Origin of the sequence: Plantactinospora sp. BC1, from assembly GCF_003030345.1 — a bacterium.
In the GTDB taxonomy this organism is placed as follows: Bacteria; Actinomycetota; Actinomycetes; order Mycobacteriales; family Micromonosporaceae; genus Plantactinospora.
Map to the genome: position 1 here is coordinate 6,314,502 of NZ_CP028158.1, position 21,376 is coordinate 6,335,877.

Consider the following 21,376-nt stretch of genomic DNA (forward strand, 5'->3'; position numbering starts at 1 on the left):
TCGCCCGGTCCCGGCTCCGGAGATTCCGCAATCGTAATCCGACACCGGCGGCGGTACGCCGTCACCGCGCGATGCCCAAATACCTTGACGGTCATCGATATCCGTCCTACCTTCGCCCGGGGTCCACCGGACCGGCGGAGGGGGATGGCGGGATGCGAGCGCGTGCCTGGACGGCGACGGCGGTCGCCGTCGTACTGGTCAGCGGCGGCGGATGTGCGACGGGGCCGGAGGCGGCGGTCCCCACCGGGACCAGCGGCGACGGCAGCGCCATCTACCTGGACCGGTCCTACTCGGCACGGGAACGGGCGGTCGACCTGGTCTCCCGGATGACCCTCGCCGAGAAGGCCGCCCAGATGGTCAGCAGCCAGTCCGCGGCGCTGCCCCGGCTCGGCATCGCCGCCTACGGCTGGTGGAACGAGGCCGGGCACGGGGTCGCCCGGGAGGGCACCCTGCACAACGCCAACCCGCCGATCCTGGTCAACACCACCTCGTACCCGGTCGACCTGTCCCTCGGCGCCACCTGGAACCCCGACCTGGTCCACCGGGAGGCCACCCTGATCTCGGACGAGGCCCGGGAGGTGGTCCGGGACAACCGGCTGGACCTGAACTTCTACTCCCCCACCGTCAACCTGGCCCGCGATCCGCGCTGGGGCCGCAACGACGAGGCGTTCAGCGAGGACCCGCTGCTCACCGCCGCCCTCGCCGCGCAGTTCGTGAACGGGATGGAGGGCAAGGACCGGTCCGGCCGGATGCTGCCGGAGAGCGGCGGATATCTGAAGACCAGCACCACGCTCAAGCACTACGCCGCCAACAACAGCGAGTTCGACCGGCTGCGCGGCACCGCGAACATGGACGACCGGACGCTGCGGGAGTATTACACCGCGCAGTTCCGGGAGGTGGTCGAGCGCAGCTCACCGGCGTCCATCATGACCTCGTACAACCGGCTCAACGGGGTACCGACCTCGGCCAGCGGCTATCTGATGGACGAGCTGGCCCGGCAGACCTTCGGGTTCGACGGCTTCTTCACCTCGGACTGCGACTCGATCCGGGAGATCCAGCACGGCCACCGCTGGCAGCCGCCGGGCCACCCGGCCCCGCTGGACCACATCGAACGGCACGCCTGGGCCAACGCGGCCGGTGAGGACTTGAACTGCCAGCAGGGCTACCACGACGAGTGGAGCTACGCCAACACCATCCCGGAGGCGATCGCCCGGGGCGTCGACACCCCCTACGGGCGCTACACCGAGGAGCACGTGGACGCCTCGCTGGTCCGGCTGCTGACCACCCGGATCCGGCTCGGCGAGTTCGACCGGCCCGAGGACGTACCGTGGGTGACCGCCGCCCGGTCCCGGGTCGCGCCGGGGACTTGGACCAACTCGGACGCCAACGGCGCGGTCACCCAGACCCCGGCCCGGCTGGCGACGGCCCGCGAGGTCGCCGCCGAGAGCATCGTGCTGCTGAAGAACCAGGCCCCGAGGACCCGGCCGACACGTGCCGGCCGGGCCGCGCTGCTGCCGCTGCGGGTACCGGCGTCCGGGCCGTACCGGGTGGCGGTGCTCGGCTACTACGCCAACCCGCCGACGATGTACCTCGGCGGCTACTCCAGCATCCAGGCCAGCGCCGGGCAGGCCAACGAGGTCAACGGTTACCAGGGGCTCAGGGCGGCGATCCAGCGGATCAACCCCGGCGCGGTCGTCGACCACCTGCCCGGGGTCACCCCGGGCAGCCTGGCCGAGGTGGACCCGGCCTCGGTGGCGGCCGTCGCCGACTACGACGCGGTGATCGTGTACGCCGGCACCGACGATCGGCACTCCCGGGAGGACGTCGACCGGTCCACACTGGCGTTGCCGGGCGCGCAGGCGTCGCTGATCAGTCAGGTGGCGGCCCGCAACCCGAACACCGTGGTCTATCTGGAGACCGTCGGCCAGGTCGACGTGGCCGGTTTCGAGGCGGCCGTGCCGGCGATCCTGTGGAGTTCGCACAACGGGCAGCGAAAGGGCGAGGCGCTGGCCGACGTACTGCTCGGGGCCCGCAACCCGAGCGGGCACCTGCCGTTCACCTGGTACCGGGACGCCGGGCAGCTCCCGCCGATCGACGACTACGCGATCCGCGGCGGCGACGGGCGCCCCGGGCGGACGTACATGTACTTCGACGGCGAGGTGTCGTACCCGTTCGGCCACGGCCTCGGCTACAGCGGCTTCGGCTACTCGAAGCTGCGGGTGGACCGCCGGACGGCGCACGCCGACGACACCGTCCGGGTCGGCGTGGACGTCACCAACACCGGTCGGGTGCCGGGTGCCGAGGTGGTGCAGCTCTACGTCTCCACCCCGGGTGCCCCGGCCGGCCTGGAACGCCCGGCCAAGCGGCTGGCCGGCTTCGAGAAGGTCTCGCTGCGCCCGGGGCAGACCAGGCGGGTGGAGTTCCGGGTACCCGTCGCCGACCTCGCCTTCTTCGACGAGCGTGCCGGCCGGTACGTCGTCGACCCGGGGGCGTACGCGTTCCAGGTCGGACGCTCCAGTGCGGACGCCGACCGTCGGCTGCGGGCGGTGGTGAGCGTCCGAGGGGCGTTGCGCCCGGCGTTGTCGGTCGTCACCGCGACCGCGCCGACGCTGGTCTCCCCGGGCACCGTCCTCGCCCCGAAGTTGACGATCGCGATGACCGACGACACCCGGTACGGCCACCGCGCCGAGGGTGCCAGCACGCCGCTGCCGGCCGGCGCGACCGTGCGGTACCGCAGCAACCGCCCGCAGGTGGTCTCGGTCGACCGGTCGGGCGGCATCCGGGCCGAGGCGACCGGGGTCGCCACGATCACCGCCACCGTCAGCTATCGCGGCGTCAGCCGGTCCACCGAGTTCGTCGTCGGGGTGCGATAGGCCCGGGGGTGCGGTAGGTCCAGGTGCGGTAGGCCGGGGTGCGGTAGGCCGGACCGGCGGCAGCCACGCCGATGTCGCACAGGGTTGCGCTTATATAAGTTGAGCCTGATACACTCCCACCCGTTCCGGCACTGAAGGCCAGCTTGAGGGAGTGATGGTGGACATCGTCGACGAGATCAACGCGACCCATCGGACGGTCGGTCGGGCCGCGACGCCGGTCGGCGAGGCCCGGACCGTCCTGCTGCGCAGGACCTACGACACGTCGATGGACGACCTCTGGGACGCGGTCACCAACCCCGAACGGCTGCCCCGGTGGTTCGCACCGGTCACCGGGGAGTTCAAGCTCGGCGGCCGCTACCAGGTCGAGGGGAACGCCGGCGGCGAGATCATCCGCTGTGAGCCGCCCCGCCTGTTCAGGCTGACCTGGGTCTTCGGCGAGCCGGCCGAGGACGGGTTCAGCGAGGTCGAGGTACGGCTCTCCCCCGGCGACGGCGCCGAGCGGGTCGTATTCGAACTCGAACACATCGCGGTGACCGACCCGGAGCGGTGGACCGAGTACGGTCCCGGCGCGGTCGGCGTCGGCTGGGACCTCGCCCTGCTCGGCCTCGGCCTCTACCTGGGCGGTCAGGCCATCACCGACCCCAACGCCTGGGGCGAGTCCCGGGAGGCCCGCGAGTTCATGACGCTGAGCAGCAACGCCTGGGGTGCGGCCAACGTGGCCGGCGGCGAGCACCCGGACGCGGTGGCGACGATGGTCGCCAACACCACGCAGTTCTACGCCCCGGACCCGCCCGCCGGGCCGAGCGCCCCCTGAGGCAGCCCGCCGGCCGAGACGCTACGGTCCGCTCGGCCCCGACTGCGCGACGTCGGACTCCCCGACGAACTCGAAGTGGAACTCCCGGATGAAACAGTCCCGGGGCTGCCCCACCGCGAAGAGCACACACTCCACCACCGACCGGGCGGTGAGCGGGTCACCCGGCCCGCGCGGCCCGTCCGGCACGAAGTCCGGCGGATAGAGCGAGATCACCCGGATCCCCTCGGCGCGCAGCCGGTGCGACAGGATGCCGGCGAACCCGGCCTGGGCGTGCTTGGCGGCGTAGTACGCCGGATGCGCCGCCAGGCGGTGGTTGCCGACCTCGGCGGAGGCGGAGACGAGGTTGACGATGTCCGGCCGCTCCGAGGCGCGCAGCAGCGGCAGCAGGTGCCGGGTGAGCAGCACCGTACCGGTCGCGGCTCCGGCGATGGTGTCGACGATCTCGTCGTCGGAGGCGTCGCCGAGTTCCACCCCGGGCAGAAAGCCGGCGCCGTTGTTGACCAGGACGTCGATCCGGTCGGTCCGCTCGGCCAGCGCCGCCGCGAAGCCGCGTACCGAATCGGGGTCGGCCAGGTCGCAGCGGAACGCCTCGGCGGTGCCGGCACCGTCCCGGGCGATCAGGTCCGCGGTGCGGCCGGCCGCCGCCGGATCCCGGGCCGAGACGACGACGTGCGCGCCGCGCTCGGCGAACGCCAGTGCCAGGGTACGGCCGGTGCCCCGGCCCGCGCCGGTGACGACGACCCGCAGTCCGTTCGAGATCATGGCCCGAGTCCAGCACCTCAACCGGGCTTCAAGTCAACCCGTGCCCGCCGTCGACCGGTCCAGCCGCCGTCGACCGGTCCAGCCGCCGTCGACCGGTCCAGCCGCCGTCGACCGGTTCAGCCGTCCTCGTCGGAGAGCGCGGCGAGCGCGGTGCGGACGTGCTCGGCCTCCAGCGAGTCCAGCTCGGTGTAGCCGGTCAGCGCCTGTGCCAGGTGCCGCCGCGCCCGGGGCAGGTCACCGAGGTCCCGGTGGGCGTGTCCGAGGCCTGTGTGTGCCCGGGCCTGCGGCTCCCGGGCGCCGATCTCGGCGGCGATGCCGAGCGCCTCGGTGTGGTGAGCGACGGCGTCGGCGGGGCGGCCGGTGGCGCGGGCGGCCGCACCGAGACCGTTGAGCACCCAGGCCCGTACCTCCCGGTCGTCGATCTCGCGGCACAGCCCCAGCGCCTCGGTGAAGTACTCGACGGCCCGGTGCGGCTGCCCCAGGCTCAGGTGCACGCTGCCGAGGTTGTCCAGCGCGTTGGCCTGCCCCTGCCGGTGACCGAGCTGCCGGAACACGGCCAGGGCCCGCCCGAGATGGTCGGCCGCCGACCGGTGCCGGTCCAGCCGCTGCTCCGCCAGCCCGAGATTGGTCAACGCCGTCGCCTCGCCGAGCCGGTTACCGGCCCGGTGGGCCAGTGCCGCGGCCCGGGCGAAGTGGCCGGCCGCGGCCTCGTAGCGGCCCTGCTGCGCGTCGACGGTGCCGAGGTTGCTCAACACCAGCGCCTGCTGGACGTCGTCGCCGGTCGCCTCGGCGAGGTCCATCGCCCGCCGGAGGTAGCCGGCGGCCGGTTCGGGCCGTCCCCGGAGCCGTTCGAGGTTGCCGAGGACGGTCAACACCCGCGCCCGCTGGGTACGGTCACCGGCCCGCCGCGCCACCGCCAGCGCCCGCCGGAGATGGTCGACGGCCCGCTCGTACCGGCACAGGTGCAGGTGCGTCACGCCGAGGCCGAGCAGCGCGTGCGCCTGGCCGGACCGGTCACCGGTCGACTCGGCGGCCTGGTACGCCTGACCGTGGATGGTCAGCGCGTCCGCGTAGTGGCCGCCGTCGAGGTAGCGGTAGAGCAGGGCCGACAGCGCGACGGCGTGCCCGGGCCAACCGCCGGTGCCGCTCTGCGTGGCGACCGCCGCCAGGTTGGGCAGTTCGGTGTCGAGCCACGCCCGGGCCGCCTCGGGGGTCGCCAGTGGCCGGCCCGGGTTGGCCGGCGCGTCGACCCGGGGCGCGGGACGCGGGTCGGTCAGGTCGAGCAGCTCGGTCGCGACCCGGACCGTACCGAGGTAGGCGTCGAAGAGCCGGCCCAGCGCGGCCCGCCGGTCGGCGTCGGACTCGTGGCTGGTGGCGAGCCGGACGGCGTAGGCGCGCAGCAGGTCGTGCATGCCGTACCGGCCAGTCGGGACGGGATGCAGCAGGTGGGCCCGGGCCAGCACCTCCAGGTCGGCGCGGGCCGCCGCCGGCTCGGTGCCGGTCAGCGCGGCGGTGGCGTACTCCTCGAAATCCGCGCCCGGATGCAGGCCCAGCAGCCGGAACGTGCGGGCCACCGGCGGCGGCAGGTGTTGCACCGACCAGGAGAAGACGGCGGTGACGGCGGCCCGGGGGTCGCCGTCGGCGTCCATCAGCTCCAGCCGGCGCTGCCGGTCGGCCAGCTCGGCGGTCAGCTCGGCCAGGGTGGCGCCCGGATGCGCGGCGGCCCGCTCGGCGGCGACCCGCAACGCCAGCGGCAGCCGGGCGCAGAGGTTCGCCAGGCTGGCGACCGCCTCCGGCTCGGCCTCGGCCCGCGCCCCGACCAGATGGCTCAGCAGCGCGACCGCGTCGGGCAGCGACAGCAGGTCGAGGTCGACCCGGCGGGCGCCGTCCCGGGCCACCAGGCCGGCCAGCCGGTCCCGGCTGGTCACCACGACCGCGCAGGACGGGGTACCGGGCAGCAGCGGCCGGACCTGCTCGACGGTTGCCGCGTTGTCCAGCACGATCAGCATCCGCCGGCCCGCCAACTGGGTGCGGTAGCGGGCGGCCCGCTCCTCGACATCGATCGGTATCTCCGCCCCGGTCACCCGCAACGAGGCCAGCAGCCGGGCCAGCGCGTCGGTGGGCGGCATCGGCTGCTCCGGGTCGTAGCCGCGCAGGTTGACGTAGAGCTGGCCGTCGGGGAAGCGGTCGGCCACCCGGTGCGCCCAGTGCACGGCCAGCGCGGTCTTGCCGACTCCGGCGGTACCGGAGACCGCCGAGATCACCACCGCGTTCGGTGCCGGGCCGGCGAGGATGGCGTCGAGGTGGGCCAACTGCTCGTCCCGGCCCATGAAGGCGAAGACGTCCGCCGGCAACTGCCGGGGTACCGACCGGTGGCCCGTCCTGGCGGTCCGGCGCGGGGCCCGGCGGTGCTGTTCGGCGACCCGGTCCCGGGCGGTGGCCAGCATCCCCTGCTCCACCGGGGTGGCGCCGAGGAGTCCGACCAGGACGTCGAACCGGTCGGTGGGCGGCAGGGTCCGGCCGGTCAAATACTCCGCCACCGCCGCCGTCGACCAGCCGGTCCGGGCGGCGAGTTCGCGGTAGGTGAGTTCGCCGTCCCGGCGCTGGCGTGCGTGCCGGCGGCGCAGTGCCCGCAGCACCGTGGCCAGGTCGGGCAGCGTCCGCACCCCGGACACGTCGAGTGGCGGCTGGTCGAAGACCGGCCCGGTCGAGCGGTGCGCCATCCTGCTGGGACCCCTCCGGTCTCCGCCAACGGACGAAGCCTAGACCGCGGTACGAACTGATCAACAGTTGTCTGTCGATTTCTGCCCCTGTACGGAATCCCGGCCCCGCCGCCCGTCGATCCGCCACCATCGCCGGGTACGCACCCGGTGCTGCCGGTCGGATCTCCCGGAGGTGTGGTGGCGACGCGACGACGATGTCGCACCCGACTCGCCGCCCCGGTCCCCCTCCGGTGCTCCGCCCCAGCGGCGGCCCGGACGGTGTTCCGCGGGAAGGAGACTGTCCATGTCAGACGATGTCGTTCGGCTGCCCGGCTCGGTTCGGAGCCGGCGGCCATGGCAGCGGTGGGGCGGTGTCACGGCCGCCGCCGTCCTCGCGCTGCTGGCCGGAAGCCTCGTCGCGCCCGGCGCGGCGGCCGGTGCCGCGCCCACCCGGCCGGGCGGACCCGCCCCGCTGCACGCCGCGACCGGCACGGCGGTCGCCGGAAGTTACGTCGTCGTGCTCAACGGGAAGCCGGGTTCGGCCGCCGCCGCGCGCGGCGGCAGCGCGGTGGCCCGGGCGACGGCGCTGGGCGGGACGGTGGAACACCGCTACCGCAGCGCGCTCAACGGCTTCTCCGCCAGGTTGACCCCGGCCCAGGTCGACGCGCTGCGCAACGACCCCGAGGTCTCCTACATCGCACCCGACCAGCGAATCAGCCACGAGGTCACGCAGACCCCGGTCCCCTGGGGGCTGGACCGGGTCGACCAGCACCACCGGCCGCTGAACAACGTCTACGAGTACGCCCGGACCGGTGCCGGCGTGACCGTGTACGTCATCGACAGCGGCATCCGGGCCAGCCACGTCGAGTTCGGCGGGCGGGTGGCCGGCGGGTTCACCGCGATCAACGACGGCCACGGCACCAACGACTGCCACGGGCACGGCACACACGTCGCCGGTACGGTCGGCTCGGCCGCGTACGGGGTGGCCAAGGGGGTGCGGCTGGTGCCGGTACGCGTCTTCGGCTGCTCGCCGACCACCAGCACCTCGGCGGTGATCGCCGGGGTCGACTGGGTCACCGCCAACCGCACCGGCCCGTCGGTGGCGAACATGAGCCTGGGCGGGCCGCCGCAGCCGGCGCTGGACGCGGCGGTGAGCAACTCGATCGCGTCCGGCGTGACGTACGTCGTCGCCGCCGGCAACGACAGCGTCGACGCGTGCGGCCAGTCCCCGGCCGCCCTGCCGAACGTCGTCACCGTGGCCGCCAGCGACTCCGGGGACGCCCGGAGCTGGTTCTCCAACTTCGGTCAGTGCGTGGCGCTCTTCGCGCCCGGCTCGGACATCCTCTCCACCGGGATCGCCTCGGACGGCGCCGCCCTGGTGGCCAGCGGCACCTCGATGGCCAGCCCGCACGTGGCCGGCGCCGCGGCCCTCTATCTGGAGCGGAACCCGAACGCCCCGCCGGCCGAGGTCTCGGCGTGGCTCACCGGCACCGCCACCCCGAACGTGATCTCCGACGTCCGGGGCTCGCCGAACCTGCTCCTCTTCGCCAGCAGTCCCGGTACGCACTCGGCGATGACCTGGCGGGTCAAGGAACAGCGACCCGACAACGTGGTGCTGGTCGGCTCGGACGAGCAGACCAACCCCTACCAGGGGGACACCCCGGCCACCACCAGCCTGCCGATCCTGTGCCTGTCGCAGACCGACGCCCCGATCCCGGCCGGAATCACCCCGGACCAGTACAACGGCTGGTCCGGCGGTTCGGTGCAGCTCAGCGCGCCGGTGTCCGGCACCCGGCTGAGCAGTCCGGCCGAGGCCGACTGGATCTGCGCGTCGACCTTCGGCGCCGGCTGGCGGATGGCCGAGTTCCACGACGGGTACTACTTCGTCCGGCGGCCCTTCCCCGGGCTGCCGATCCCGCCGCTGCGGGCCCGCAGCGGATGGAACCTCTGGACGCACGGCACCCTGCCGACGAACATCCGGTTCTGGGTGCACATCAACGACCAGGCGGGGAACCCCTGGAACTGAGCGTGCCCGACCGCGACGACCGGTAACGGCCGTACGGCCGCGACGGCGCACGGCGGATCCCCCGCCGTGCGCCGTCGTCAGCTCAGGACCGCGGCTGCTCGGTCAGGACCGAAGTTCCGTCAGGGCGGCGGCGAGCATTCCGGAGAGCGACCTTCCGGCGAGTTCCTCGCGCAGCGCCGGGTAGTGCGGATAGTGGTTCAACATCCGGCCGGGGTTGGCCGGATCGGGGTACCCGGCGAAGGCCCCCCAGCGCCACAACGCGTACTCGTGCCGGCTCGCCATCGGCCCGCCACCGTGTTCGACGCACTGGAAATAGCCCGGGATGAAGAGTTCGGGGTAGACCTGCCACACCTCCTCCTCGTTCGGGATGGGCAGGAAGAACCGGTCGAAGTACTCGTGGCAGAACACCTGGAACGTGGCCTGCATCTTGGTGAAGGCCGCGATCAGGTACTGCTCCAGCTGCGCGGTCTGTAGGTTGCCCTGCGCCCGGGCCGCCAACGCGACCGGTCCGAGCGAGACGAGCAGCACCCCGAGGTCGCGCATCGCCGCGAAGTTGAAGTTCTGCCCGACCACGTCGTAGCGGACGTTGATGGCGGTGACGCAGGCGGTGGCGTCCTGCGCGAACCGCTGCTTGAGGCTCATCGAGAAGTCCTGGCTCTCGACGAACTCCAGCATGGCGTGCTCGGTGCAGCCCCGGACCTCGGCGACGGTCAGCGCGTCCATGTGGTTCTTGATCGCCTGCTCGGAGCGGCGGACCTCACTGATCATCAGCGTCACCGCCTGATCCAGGGTCAACCCGCCGCTCTTGGAGTCGTTGTAGAAGGAGTACGCGGCATAGGCGAACTGTGCCACCTGGATGATCGTCCCCGGGTCCACCGCCTGCGCGGGACGCGGGGCGACCGGTACCGCCAGCCCGGTGGCCGCCACCGCGGCGACCAGTCCCCGGGTCGCCACCTTCCTCAGCCTGGCCCTCATCATCAGACTCCTCCGTCGGTCATCCGTTGCAGCGTGTCTCTGGCCAGCTCCCAGCTCGTACCGGCGCCGGCCGCGGCCTCGACCGTCGCCGTGGTCCACGGCCCCTCCCGCCACTCGCCGTTGACCTGGTAGTCCTGGAAGGTGCGCGGGCCGTGCGGGGTCGAGCACTCGTACACCACGTGATAGATCGACGGATGCCAGTCCATGTCGCCCTCCCGGGAGACACACCTCGGCTTGAGCCGGTCGACGATCGCCTGCATCGCCGCCCGGTAGTTCGGCATGTAGGTGGCCGTACCGAGCCCGGCGGCGATCCGCGCCTCCAGTCCGACGGAATAGAGCGAATAGATGGCGAAGCCGAGGTGATCGGCCTCGACCGGGGATTCGACGGCGTCGAAGACGCTCTTGGCCTGACGCGCGTGCAGGGCGACCTCCAGCGCGTAGTCCAGCAACGCGTCCTCGGTGAGCAGGGGCAGGGACGGGACCTCCAGGATCGCGTGCTCGGCCGCGCCGACCCACGGTGCCGCGGCGACCGCGTCCAGATGCGAGAGGATGGCGTCCTCGGCCTCGCCGACCGCCCCGACGAACTCCTGTAGCGCCTGGAAGATCTGCTGCTCGGTCAGTTCGCCGGAACGGGCGTCCAGGAACAGGCTGAAGGCGATCCGACCCACCTTCCGGATCTCGTCGATACCGACGGCCTGTGCCGGCGTGGCCGTACCGGGCAGGGTCACCACCACCGCCAGCGCCGCCACGGCGATGCCGCGTAACAATCTGGCTCTCACCAAGGTTCTCCCTCCGCTGTGGCCGCGACCGGGGCCAGACCCGTCGATGCGGCACTGATTCCGGAGTCACCCTGCCAAGCACGACTGGACAACGACTGGACGCGACACCGAAGAGACCAGTACCTCTCCGGTCGCCTTCCGGAGAACCACGTCGGACGTTCGGCCGGACGCCGATGACCGGACGATTCCGCTACGGTGTGCCGCACACTGATTCGTCGACCAGGACGGCACATTCTCTCCGCGTTCAGACCCAACCTGATCCGATCTTGATTGACGTCGATAGCATCGATGTCGCGGTGATCGCCGTGGTCCTGTCCTGCCGTTTCGTGGAGAGAGGAACATGGGGCGTATCAGGCTCCGCTTCGCTTCCGTCCGCTTCGCCCTCGGCGCCGCGCTGCTGTCGGTCAGCGCAGGAGTCGCCCGACTCGAAACCACCTCGTCCGCCGCGTCCTCGGCGCTCTTCGCGGCCGGCCTGATGACGCTGGCGACCGGGGTGGCCAGCATCGAGTCCCGGTCCGTCGTCGTGCACGACCGATGGGACTACGGGCGGATCCACAGGGCACTGGAAAAGGCGCCGGAGGATGCCGTCATCCGGATCCAGCAGACCTGGTTCCCCGAGGAGAACTTCGTCGCCGCACTCTGCAATCTCTACCTACAGCAGCACAAACGGTTCGCCCTGCGGGTACTGCTGATGGACCCGGGCGAGGAACGGGATCCGCCGCCGGACCTGCTCGCCGCGCGGGTACGGCTGCGTGGCATCTCGGCCACGGCGAGCGCGGAAAAGATCAGGTCCACGATGGCCGATCTGGTGCGGTTGAAGCAGATGGTGCACGACGACCAGAGCGGGCTGCCGGGATCAGGTCGACGGGCCGGTGAAGTCGATCTGGAGATCCGGCTCTACGATTTTCTGCCCTTCGGACCCATTTACCAGATCGGTGACGAGGTCATGTTCGTCGGCTTCTACGTGAACCACGGGACATCGTCGGCCGGGCCGATGCTGGAGATCAGGAACAGCGGCCGTACCGCCCTGTGGCGCCAGTTCGCGCAGAATTTCGACTACGGCTGGCGGGCCTCGCAGGCGCGGCGCCACCATCCGGCACCGTGAACCGGCCGCGTTTCGGCGGCGTCGTCCGGTAGGTGGTTCCGGTTCCCGGGGATCGTGGCCGGATCTGTGGGCTGGCGGTCGTTGTCGGGCACCAGCCTGCCCGCCAATACTCGCCGCATGAGCATTTCATCCGCCCGCGACGACGGTCATCGGGACGTGGTCGTCGCGGCCGGAGACGGTGCCGTGCTGTTGGACGTCGCCGGGCCGCTACAGGTCTTCGCGCTGGCCGGGAAGCTCGGTGCCGGCTACCGGGTCCGGCTGGCCTCCCCCGGAGGGCGGCCGGTGCAGACCCGGGAGGGTGTCCAGCTCGCCGCGCACACGGCCGTGGAGACGCTCGCCGGTCCGGTGCACATCCTGATGGTGGCGGGCTGCGACACCTCGCCGGCCGGCGGCGCGCAGGACCCGCTGGCCCGCGCGGTACGTCGTCTGCACGAGCACTGCGCGGTCGTGGCGTCGGTCTGCATCGGCGCCTTCGTACTGGCCGAGGCGGGCCTGCTCGACGGCAGGCGGGCCACCACCCACTGGGCCTTCTGCCGCGAACTCGCCGAGCGGTACCCGGCGGTCACCGTCGAGTCCGACGGCATCTTCGTACGCGACGGCCGGGTCTTCACCGCCGCGGGCGTCACCGCCGGCATCGATCTCGCGCTGGCGCTGGTCGAACAGGACCACGGTCCCGCGCTCGCCCGTCGGGTCGCGCACTGGCTGGTGGTCTTCCTGCAACGGCCGGCCGGGCAGTCGCAGCTCTCGGTGCGCGGCCGGACCAGGCACTCGCGCCAGTCGGCGCTGCGGGTGGTGCTCGACGCGGTCGCCGAGCAGCCGGACGCGGACCACTCGCTGGACGCGATGGCCGCCCGTGCCTCGGTCAGCCCCCGCCACCTGTCGCGACTGTTCACCCAGGTGCTCGGCACCAGCCCCGGCCGGTACGTCCAGCAGATCCGGGTCGAGGCCGCCCAGCAACTCCTCGAAGCCGGCGACGACCCGGTCGAGGTGGTGGCCAAGCAGTGCGGCTTCCGCAGCGTCGAGACGATGCGGCGGGCCTTCCACAGTGTCCTCGGAACGTCCCCGACCGAATACCGCCAGCAGCTCCACCCGGGCCTCGGCCGACGGCCGCCCAGCTCGGCACCGCCGCTCGGCTGACCGTTCCTTCCGAACGAGCACCCTCCTTCCGAACGACCACCCGACACCTTCCCCGAAGAAACCATCCGAGACAGGAGCGAGGTAGACCCATGCCTGAAAACCCGAACCGGCGACAGATGCTGACCCTCGGCGCCGCACTGGCGGCGACCGGCCTCACGCTGGGCGCCGGACGACCGGCCGCCGCCGGGCAGCCCCGACCGGCCGGCGGCACCGAGGAGCCCCTCGACATCGCGTTCCTGGTCTTCGACGGGATGGTGCCGCTCGACCTGATCGGCCCGCTGGGCGTGCTCGGTGCCACCATCCGCACGGGCGCGCGACCGGCCCGGCTGCACTTCGTCGGCCGCGACCTGGCGCCGATCCCCGGCGGTGACGGGCTGGCGTTCCTGCCCACCGCCACCTTCGACACGCTCCGCCGGCCGGATGTGCTGGTGGTCCCCGGACCCGGGCAGCCGAGCCGGCTGATGCAGGACCCCGGCATCCTGGACTACATCCGCGCGGTGCATCCGTTCACCCGGATCACGTTCGGGATCTGCACCGGGGTGCTGCTGATGGGCGCCGCCGGCATCCTGCGCGGTCGGGCGGCGACGACGTATTGGGCGTTCGCCGAGGAGCTGCCGCTGTGCGGTGCGCGGTTCAGGCGGCAACGCTGGGTCGTCGACGGCAGGATCGTGACCAGCGCCGGGATCTCCGCCGGCATGGATGCCGCGCTGGTGGTGGCGGCACGCCTGTGGGGTGAGCGGGCCGCCGGGATGGGGCAGGCGTTCCTGGAGTACGACCCCGAACCGCCGTTCGACTACGGCGACGTCGACAACCTGCCGGCCGAGGACGAGGAGCTGCTCCGGCGTTCGTTCCTGCCGGAACGGGAGCGCGTCCGCGAGGTGCTCAGCTGATCGCCGCCCGGCTCGGCAGAGTACGTAGTGTGCCCGCCCTGCTACCCTCCGACCCGGGGAGGGCTACTGGACGCCGGGAAGTGAGAGCTTGAAGAACCAGGGCCAGATCGTGCTCGGCCTCTACGACCAGGTGACTCTCAATTATGGACGGTCGCCGCGATGAGGGTACGAGCCGCAGTCGTGGCGGTCTCCGCCGTGCTGGCGGTCCTCGCCGGCTGCGCAGGTCCCGGCGACAGGAAGGATCCCACGCTGCGGAGCCAGTCGAGAGCGGACGTCGAGGCGGCGACCCGCGCGCACCTCGGCGCCGCCACGGAGGCGATCGGCGAGGGCAGCTCGGATCCGGCGCCGTCGGTCGGACCGGCACCCTGTGACGGGTACCGCGACGACGCGGTCTTCCACGTCTCCGGGTTCAGCCACGTGACGCTGCCCGTCGAGCGCCATGCCCCGGTGCTGGAACGGCTCCGCGACGAGTGGACCGCAAAGGGGTACGAGCTGAAGAACCTCCGACTCCTGCCCGACGGCACGGGCGCCGAACTGGATTTCGTCAACCCCGCCGACGGTTTCCAGTTCTCCTGGACGACCTCCGGCGACCGGGTCTGGATCGCCCTCATCGTGCTGTCCCCATGCGTCCGCTCACCGGACGGGAAGTACCCGGGCTGACCGAGCTACCCGACTGACCGGCCGAAGCAGTGGGCCGCCATCCCCCTGCGACCACGAACGATCTGGTCCACCGGTCGCGTGTTGTGCCGGCAGGGCGGCGTGAGCCGGGCTGGCAGTGGTAGGAAGTCGGCATGCCGTTGCGCCGCAGCCCCGCCCGTCCATCGTGGGCGGTCGTGCCCGGGTACCGCTTGTTCATCGCCTGCCTGGTGTCGGCGGCGATGCTGGCACCGACCGCGCCCGTCGCCGGACCGGCTTCCGCTGCGCCTCCCGCCGCGGACGGGCGGGCGGCAGGCGTGGGGTACACGCCGGCGGACGTCGGCTTCGCCGAGGGACACGGGCTGGTCGACGGTGACCTCGCCCGCCGGCTCGACGGGATGGTGGCCTACCTGCCCGGCAGGTCGCCGATGGTCCGGGTCGACCTGAACTGGTGGTACGTGCAGGAGTGTCGGACCTGCGGCCCGCTGTTCCTGTTCTCCTACCGGGACGCCTGCATCAGCAGCACCGATCCGGAGTGCAACTTCGGTGTGGTGGACCGGAACTTCACCGAGAAGGACATCCTGTTCCCGGATCTGCGTGCGGCACTGAGCGAGCATTGGCGGCCAGTACTGGAAAGTGGCCAGACCATGCGCCGGTGGGTCAGCATGCTCTCCGACGTGGTGGCCGGCTACCCGCACCGCTACCAGCTCTGGTTGCAGGACGACGGCAACCTCGTGCTGTACCAGCAGTACGGCCCGGCCTACTGGGCCACCGGTACCCGGGACGGCGTGGCGCTGGTGAACCGGCCCGACGGCAACCTCGTACTCCTGCGGGCCGACGGCAGCGTCGCCTGGTCGACCGGGACGAGCGGCAACGGTCCCGCCAGGCTGATCATGCAACACGATGGGAACCTGGTGCTCTATCGGGTCAGCGATGCCAGACCGATCTGGGCGAGCAACACGGTCCGGGCGCGGTCTCGTGTGCCGGCCGACGCGTGATGGACGGACGCCGAGCACGAGTTCGGGAGGTCCGTCGCCGACTCGGGCAGGACGGTCCGCTGATCGTGCTCGACGACGACTGGACGCCCTCGGTGTGCACCGCCGTGCGCTACTACGAGCAGTTGCGCTCCTCGCTCGGAGTAAGGGCCGAGCGCAGCCGGCGAGCCGGGCGCGGTCCTGCGGACCGGGTCTCTCGGTCAACTATCTAGTTCCCGGCAGATAGATTCAGGCATACAGTACGAATGCCACTAAATTCGACACAAGAGCATCTTGTCTCCTGCGGGCCAATTACGAGGCGGGTGAGCCACTTCTGAAGTAGTGTTGATGTGTGACTGCTGCTCCCCTGGAGTCGGTGCCCTTCTCCGAACTGTTGCGTCAGCCTGCGGAGACCACCGAGCGACTAACCCGGGCTCGCGCCGTGCGCCTACGCCGCCGCGACGCGGCCGATCTGATGCTGATGTCAGCCGACCGCGCCGAGGCCGAAGCCGAAGTCATCGATGTGACCGCCAGGTTGCTCGCCAGCATCGCCCGCCGCGACCCCACTCTTGTTCGCGAGATGCTGCCTACCGCGCTGCCGTGGGTCCGATTTTTACCTGCCGCCGATGCCGACGCGATGGCGGACGAATTCGTGGCCACCACCGAGGCCGCCGCAGCGATCGGCAACACTGCCGCAGTGTCACAGCTGCTGATCGAGTGGCGGCATACCGCCGAGATCCACGCCGACCCTGACCTTCATCGAGCGCTGACCGAACAGCCGCTCTCCGACTTCGGGCCGGTACCTCGGCCGGACGAAGCGTGAGCGCAAAGCGCGGCGATCGAGCAGCGCCCCCTCCTCGCCCAAATGGCTACACCCTCCGCTTCGCGAGCAACGATGCGGCAAAGGGCTGGGAGGAGCTGTGCCGGCAAGCTGCCGCAAACACTCGCACCGCTTTCGATGCAATCGAAGTCGACCCCTGTCCCAGCCCGCCCACAAGCCGTCAACACCCACTCAAAGGCAGCCTGTCCACCGACACCTACGGAGGCAAGACGCTGCCCCAATGGCAGTATGAAGTCACTTCGGGCGGCCGGGTCTGGTACCTCGTGGACCACGAGGCCCGGACCTGTTGGATCAAATACGCAGGCACCGGCCACCCGAGAGCAACGGATTGACACCAAGGCCGTCAACCGTCCGATCACGCTACGGCTCCAGCCCGGGTCCGACCGACGGCAAGATCAGCCGCAGCCCGTATGGCTACCCGACGGGCTGCGGCGCTGGCCGCGTCCGCCCTGCTCAGCCTGCCATCTTGTCCGGATGTTGCTATGCATGAGCTGGCCACCGTGATTTGGGATCCTCACCCGGTTTGAAGACCGGGTGCAGGTACGCGCCGCCCGGGGCCGCGCTGGCCGGGGTCGCCGCCGCGACCGGGCTACCCGGTCGGCCCGCCGAGCCGGAGCGGCCGCTCGGGATGGTGGCGGGGCTGCGGAACCCGGCGCTGACCCGGCCGGCGGTGGTCTTCGCCGGGGTGGCGCTGGCGTCCGGCATCGTCGTCACGTTCCTGCCGTCCGTGCTGACCGACGCCCCGGCGAGCCTGATCGCGCTCGGGCTGCTCGCGCAGGCGGTCACCGCGCCGCTGACCCGCTGGTGGGCCGGCCGGTACACCGACCGGCATCCGTTCGCCCCGCTGCTCGGCTGCGGCGTGTTCGTCGCCGCGTCGGGCGTCGCGATCCTCGCCGTGACCGGGCACCCCGTCGCGTTCGTCATCGGGATGCTGCTCTTCGGGGCCGGCTTCGGCGTCGCGCAGAACGCCAGCCTGACCAGCATGCTGCGGCAGGTGTCACCGGCCGGGTACGGGACGGTCAGCGCGGTCTGGAACCTGGCCTACGACGCCGGAATCGGCCTCGGCGCGGTCGGCTTCGGTCTCGTCGCCGCCGGTACCGGCTATCCGGCGGCGCTCGCCATCACCGTACTGGTGATGCTCTCCGCCCTCGCCGCGCTGCCGCGATCCGGACGGCTGAACCCTCACACCAGGTAGTAGCCGAGGAAGGCCACCGGGGCGGCCAGGAAGCAGATCAGGAAACCGAGCCGGGCGTACCGGGCGGGACGGCCGACGATCATCCTCGGCTTGCCCCAGATGCTGAGCGCGAGATAGCCGAGGAAGAACGCCATCGTCGGCAGTCCGGCGCAGCTCCACGAGAAGACGGCGAGGGTACCGGTGTCGAAGCCCTTGTTCTGCTGCACCTCGGCGACGGAGAGCAGCACCCAGATGACGACCATCAGGAAACCGGCACAGATCAGATAGACCGTCGTCGCCCGGGCCAGCGACGACATCGACGGGAAGAGCGGCGCCTGCTGGGCCATCGTCTCGGTCTGCACGATCAGCACGTCGGCGCCGTCCGCCGACTGCCGGGCCAGCTCCAGCTCGCGCAGCGGGTCGACCGGCCGGGCCGGCGGCATCCCCGGACCCGCGCCGGAGACCGCGCCGGCGCCGGACGGCGACACCTCCGGGGGCAGTCGCGGACCGGGCACCGGGCCGGTCGCCGGGGTCGCCGGCAGTGCGCGCCGCGCCGGACCGGCCGGCAGTTCCGGGTACGCCGTGCCGCCCGCCGGATCCGCCCCGCTCCCCGGATCACCCGGGTAGCCCGGCGAGCCCGAGGCGGTCGGGGAACCCGATGCGGTTGAAGAACCCGATGCGCCCGGGAAACCCGGAGCGGCTGACGGGTTGCCGTGACCGGTCGGCCGGTAGACGTGCCCGGCCGGCGGTGGCGGCTCGGGCAGGTTCACCTGGTCCGGTCCGGCGTACTGGGCCGGCACGGTGGGATGCCCGGGTGACCCGGGTGGCGGATACCAGCCGGCTTGCGGGGGCGGCGGGCCGGGCATCGGCGGGGCCGTCGGGATCGACTTGCCGATCATCTGGCCGAGCGCGGTCAACCGCTGCTGCTGCACCGCGAGCCGCTGGTCGAGCCGGTCGGCGGCGGCACCCGTCGTCCCGCGCGCCTCGGCGAGCTGGGCGGCGGTCCGCTCACCGCTGCGACGCAGCTCGTGCAGGTGCCGGGCCAGGGCCGCGTACTCGGCGAAGCTCGCCACCTCAGTTCCCCTCCTCGTCGTCGTGCTCGTGGCCGGCCCGGACGAACGGCACGATCAGACGTACCCGCTGGTCGTGCCGGTCGACCAGCAGCGCCCGGTTCGCCCTCGGGGTGTAGGCCAGGTCGTGCTGCCCGAGATACATGCCCAGCTCCGCACCGGGCACGTTCAGCGCGACCAGGCAGGCGACGTCGTCCCGGTTGCTCGACCCGCCGATGTCGTCGGAGAGCCGGCGCAGCCCACGCCACCAGCCGAGCAGGTGCACCCCGTACGCCGGGCCCTGCCGGAGCATCGCCTGGAGGTCGTCCAGCCCGGACCGGTAGTTCTCGTCCCGGACGCCGAGCATGCCGCTGGCACCGTCCATGCCGTACCCGACCAGGAAGGTCCGGGCGGCCGGCGGCCCGTCGGCCGGCTGGGCGGCGAGCTTGCGCAGCTCCTCGCGGAGTCCGGCGGCGTCGAGCCGGTCGACGGGGTGCCCGGCCCCGGTCAGCTCGGCGATCGTCGCCTCGGCGACCTCGTCGGCGACCGCGACCAGCGGCGCGACCAGGAACCGGGCGCTGCCCGGGGTGTGCTGCCGGGCCAGGCTGACCGTGGCGGCGTGCAGCACGCTGGCCCCGACCGGCGAGGTGCCGACCACCGCCAGGTGCCGGCCCGGCGTGGCGTCCAGCGGGAAGAGCGCCGAGGTGAGGTCCACGTCGACGGTACGACCGACCAGCGCCAACGGCCGCCGTCCACCCGGGACCAGTCCCCGGTACGTCGGATCGTCCTCGACGTGCGCCGACTCGTACCCCCGGAAGACCGCCGGTGGCCGCGAGCCCGGCTTGCGGGCCTGCCACAGCTCGTGCCGCAGCTGGGCCACCTCGGCGGCGCTGGCGTGCGCGTCGGGAAACTGCACCACGGTGTTGGCGGCGGTCAGCCCGGCGGCCGGGTTGACGATCGCCGAGCCGATCGGCAGCGCCCCGGCGGCGTCGTTGAGCGCGTCCAGCACTCCCCCGCCGCCGGGCAGGGCCACCCGGAGCGGGAACTGCCCGAAGATCGAGTCCGTCTTGCCGTAGAGCGCCTCGATCCCGGTCATGCTCTGGCTGGCCAGCACCAGGTGGATGCCGTAGGAGCGACCCTTGCGGGCCAGCTCCTCCAACAGCGAGACCGCCTCTCTCGCCACCGCGTCGTTGCCGGCGAAGAGCACGTGGAACTCGTCGATCACCGCCACGATCCTCGGCACCGGCCTGCCGGCGTCCCGGACCAGGTCGGCCAGTTTGGTCACGCCGTGCCGCTTCAGCGCCGAGGCCCGCCGGTTCAACTCGCGGCGCAGCTCGCGGAGCACGGCGACGCCGTACTCCCGGTCGGACTCGATGCCGACCGCCCGGGCGTGCGGAATCCACGACGGGTCCCGGCCGGTCGGCACGAACTCGGTGAAGCTGACGCCCTCCTTGAAGTCGAGCAGATAGAGCGACAGCTCGTCGGGGGAGTAGCGGGCGGCGAGTCCATAGAGGACGTCGAGCAGGAAGACGGTCTTGCCGGCGCCGGTCCGACCGCCGACCAGCCAGTGCGGGGTCTGGTCGTCGAAGGCGCAGATCACCGGCTCCCGGCCGGCGCGGCCGACCACCGCGCGCAGCCCGTTGCCGGACGACTCGGCCCAGGGGCGGGCCGGCAGCAGGTCGGTGAACTCGAAACTCGACTCGCGCCGGTAGACCTCGCCGAGCCGGTCGGCCAGCGCCGCGACCGCACCGGCCGGCGGTTCGCCGTCCAGGCGTACCGGGGCGGCGAGTCCGGTGCCGTCCGAACTGAACGGATGGCCGGGCGGGTCGCCGATCCAGGCGTACCCCTGCGGGTCGAGCCGGACGTGCGTGGTGCCGCCCAGCGGCGGCGGGGCGACCCCGATCGTCCGGGACGGATATCCGGCGGCGATCACGCAGATCCCGGCGGTCGGTCCGGCGTGGGTGAGCGCGGCGAGCCGACCGAGCTCCCGCCCCTCCGGCAGCGAGGCGGCGACCAGGAGCAGCAGTTCCGGGGTACCGGTGGTGGCCTGCTGGGCGGCCCGGGCGTGCCGTTCGGCCGCGTCGAGCACGGCGGTGATCTCCGCCTCGGTGGTGGCCGGCGGCGGCACCGCCCCGGCCTCGACCAGCACCCGCAGCGGCAGGAAGGTGGCGCCGAGCGCGGCGCTGTCCAGGGCGGACACCCGCACCGAGCCGGCCGGCGCGGCGGCGAGCAGCCGCACCACCAGGGTACGCAGCAGCGCCGCGACCCGGCTGTCCCGGGCGTCGGTGTCGATCGCCAGGTGGGTGCCGCCGCTCAGCGGTACGACCGCCGGAAAGCTTCCGTCCACGGTGCTCGCCACGCCGAGCCGCACCGGCAGCGGGCCGGCGAAGAACCGGGCCGGCTCGGGTTCGCCGCTGACCGCCTCGCCGACCCGGCGCAGCCGGGCCACGATGTCGGCGGTCTCGCCGGAGTCGGGCGGCGGCTGGAGCCGGGCCAGCGCGTGCCGGGCCGCGTCCAGATGCGCCCGGGCCTGCCGGTGGGCGGCCACCGCCCGTCCGAATGTGGCTGCGAGTCCCACCCTGCCCCCAACCGCCGGTACGCGTAGTCACCGGAACACTAACCGAAGCCGGCACGGGAAC

The 21,376-nt window shown here is 72.3% G+C and carries 16 protein-coding genes; 10 read left to right on the forward strand and 6 right to left on the reverse strand.

What is annotated here, in order from left to right; genetic code table 11:
* The first annotated feature begins 152 nt into the window (after window positions 1-152).
* Both C6361_RS27755 and C6361_RS27760 read left to right on the forward strand, forming a co-directional pair.
* Window positions 153-2,873: a glycoside hydrolase family 3 C-terminal domain-containing protein gene (locus C6361_RS27755; protein ID WP_107269501.1), complete on the forward strand. Its 2,721-nt coding sequence runs from the start codon at window positions 153-155 to the stop codon at window positions 2,871-2,873.
* Window positions 2,874-3,027: 154 nt separating this feature from the next.
* A complete protein-coding gene (locus tag C6361_RS27760) occupies window positions 3,028-3,687 on the forward strand; it encodes an SRPBCC family protein (protein ID WP_107269502.1) in 660 nt (219 codons plus the stop codon).
* A 21-nt stretch (window positions 3,688-3,708) separates the two neighbouring features.
* Here the strand turns inward: C6361_RS27760 and C6361_RS27765 are convergent, their stop codons facing one another.
* Together C6361_RS27765 and C6361_RS27770 are read right to left on the reverse strand one after the other, a co-directional pair.
* Window positions 3,709-4,449: an SDR family oxidoreductase gene (locus tag C6361_RS27765; protein ID WP_107269503.1), complete on the reverse strand. Its 741-nt coding sequence runs from the start codon at window positions 4,447-4,449 to the stop codon at window positions 3,709-3,711.
* Between the two features lie 116 nt (window positions 4,450-4,565).
* Entirely contained in the window at window positions 4,566-7,172 is a 2,607-nt protein-coding gene (locus C6361_RS27770) for a tetratricopeptide repeat protein (RefSeq protein WP_107269504.1), read from the reverse strand.
* A gap of 283 nt (window positions 7,173-7,455) precedes the next feature.
* On the opposite strand from C6361_RS27770, the gene C6361_RS27775 reads away from it, so the two are divergent.
* Window positions 7,456-9,177 (forward strand): S8 family peptidase, encoded by a 1,722-nt coding sequence (locus C6361_RS27775; RefSeq protein WP_107269505.1) that lies wholly within the window; start codon window positions 7,456-7,458, stop codon window positions 9,175-9,177.
* Between the two features lie 102 nt (window positions 9,178-9,279).
* Here the strand turns inward: C6361_RS27775 and C6361_RS27780 are convergent, their stop codons facing one another.
* Window positions 9,280-10,155, reverse strand: a complete 876-nt coding sequence (locus C6361_RS27780; protein WP_159079505.1) for a hypothetical protein — start codon at window positions 10,153-10,155, stop codon at window positions 9,280-9,282.
* Window positions 10,155-10,931, reverse strand: coding sequence for a hypothetical protein (locus tag C6361_RS27785; RefSeq protein WP_159079506.1), 777 nt, complete (start codon window positions 10,929-10,931; stop codon window positions 10,155-10,157). Before C6361_RS27785 ends, C6361_RS27780 begins: the two co-directional genes overlap by 1 nt.
* 340 nt (window positions 10,932-11,271) lie before the next feature.
* On the opposite strand from C6361_RS27785, the gene C6361_RS27790 reads away from it, so the two are divergent.
* From C6361_RS27790 to C6361_RS27825, 7 genes are all read left to right on the forward strand, one after another.
* Window positions 11,272-12,036, forward strand: a complete 765-nt coding sequence (locus C6361_RS27790) for a hypothetical protein (RefSeq protein WP_107269508.1) — start codon at window positions 11,272-11,274, stop codon at window positions 12,034-12,036.
* 117 nt (window positions 12,037-12,153) lie between these two features.
* The gene (locus C6361_RS27795) at window positions 12,154-13,173 is read left to right on the forward strand and encodes a GlxA family transcriptional regulator (RefSeq protein WP_234359048.1); all 1,020 of its coding nucleotides are present in this window, start codon (window positions 12,154-12,156) and stop codon (window positions 13,171-13,173) included.
* 89 nt (window positions 13,174-13,262) lie between these two features.
* Window positions 13,263-14,063, forward strand: coding sequence for a DJ-1/PfpI family protein (locus tag C6361_RS27800; RefSeq protein WP_107261214.1), 801 nt, complete (start codon window positions 13,263-13,265; stop codon window positions 14,061-14,063).
* A gap of 159 nt (window positions 14,064-14,222) precedes the next feature.
* Window positions 14,223-14,723 (forward strand): hypothetical protein, encoded by a 501-nt coding sequence (locus C6361_RS27805; RefSeq protein WP_159079507.1) that lies wholly within the window; start codon window positions 14,223-14,225, stop codon window positions 14,721-14,723.
* Window positions 14,724-14,896: 173 nt separating this feature from the next.
* Window positions 14,897-15,697: a hypothetical protein gene (locus C6361_RS27810; RefSeq protein WP_159079508.1), complete on the forward strand. Its 801-nt coding sequence runs from the start codon at window positions 14,897-14,899 to the stop codon at window positions 15,695-15,697.
* Between the two features lie 328 nt (window positions 15,698-16,025).
* Window positions 16,026-16,496 (forward strand): hypothetical protein, encoded by a 471-nt coding sequence (locus tag C6361_RS27815; RefSeq protein WP_107269512.1) that lies wholly within the window; start codon window positions 16,026-16,028, stop codon window positions 16,494-16,496.
* A 541-nt stretch (window positions 16,497-17,037) separates the two neighbouring features.
* A complete protein-coding gene (locus C6361_RS27825) occupies window positions 17,038-17,709 on the forward strand; it encodes an MFS transporter (protein WP_107269514.1) in 672 nt (223 codons plus the stop codon).
* On the opposite strand, the gene C6361_RS38385 is transcribed toward C6361_RS27825, so the two are convergent.
* Window positions 17,697-18,761 carry a hypothetical protein gene (locus tag C6361_RS38385; RefSeq protein WP_234359049.1) on the reverse strand — a complete coding sequence of 355 codons (1,065 nt, stop codon included), beginning with the start codon at window positions 18,759-18,761 and terminating at the stop codon, window positions 17,697-17,699. The two genes, C6361_RS27825 and C6361_RS38385, sit on opposite strands and share 13 nt — an antisense overlap.
* Window position 18,762: 1 nt before the next feature.
* Window positions 18,763-21,285, reverse strand: coding sequence for an FtsK/SpoIIIE domain-containing protein (locus C6361_RS27835; RefSeq protein WP_369930601.1), 2,523 nt, complete (start codon window positions 21,283-21,285; stop codon window positions 18,763-18,765).
* Between the last annotated feature and the right edge of the window lie 91 nt (window positions 21,286-21,376).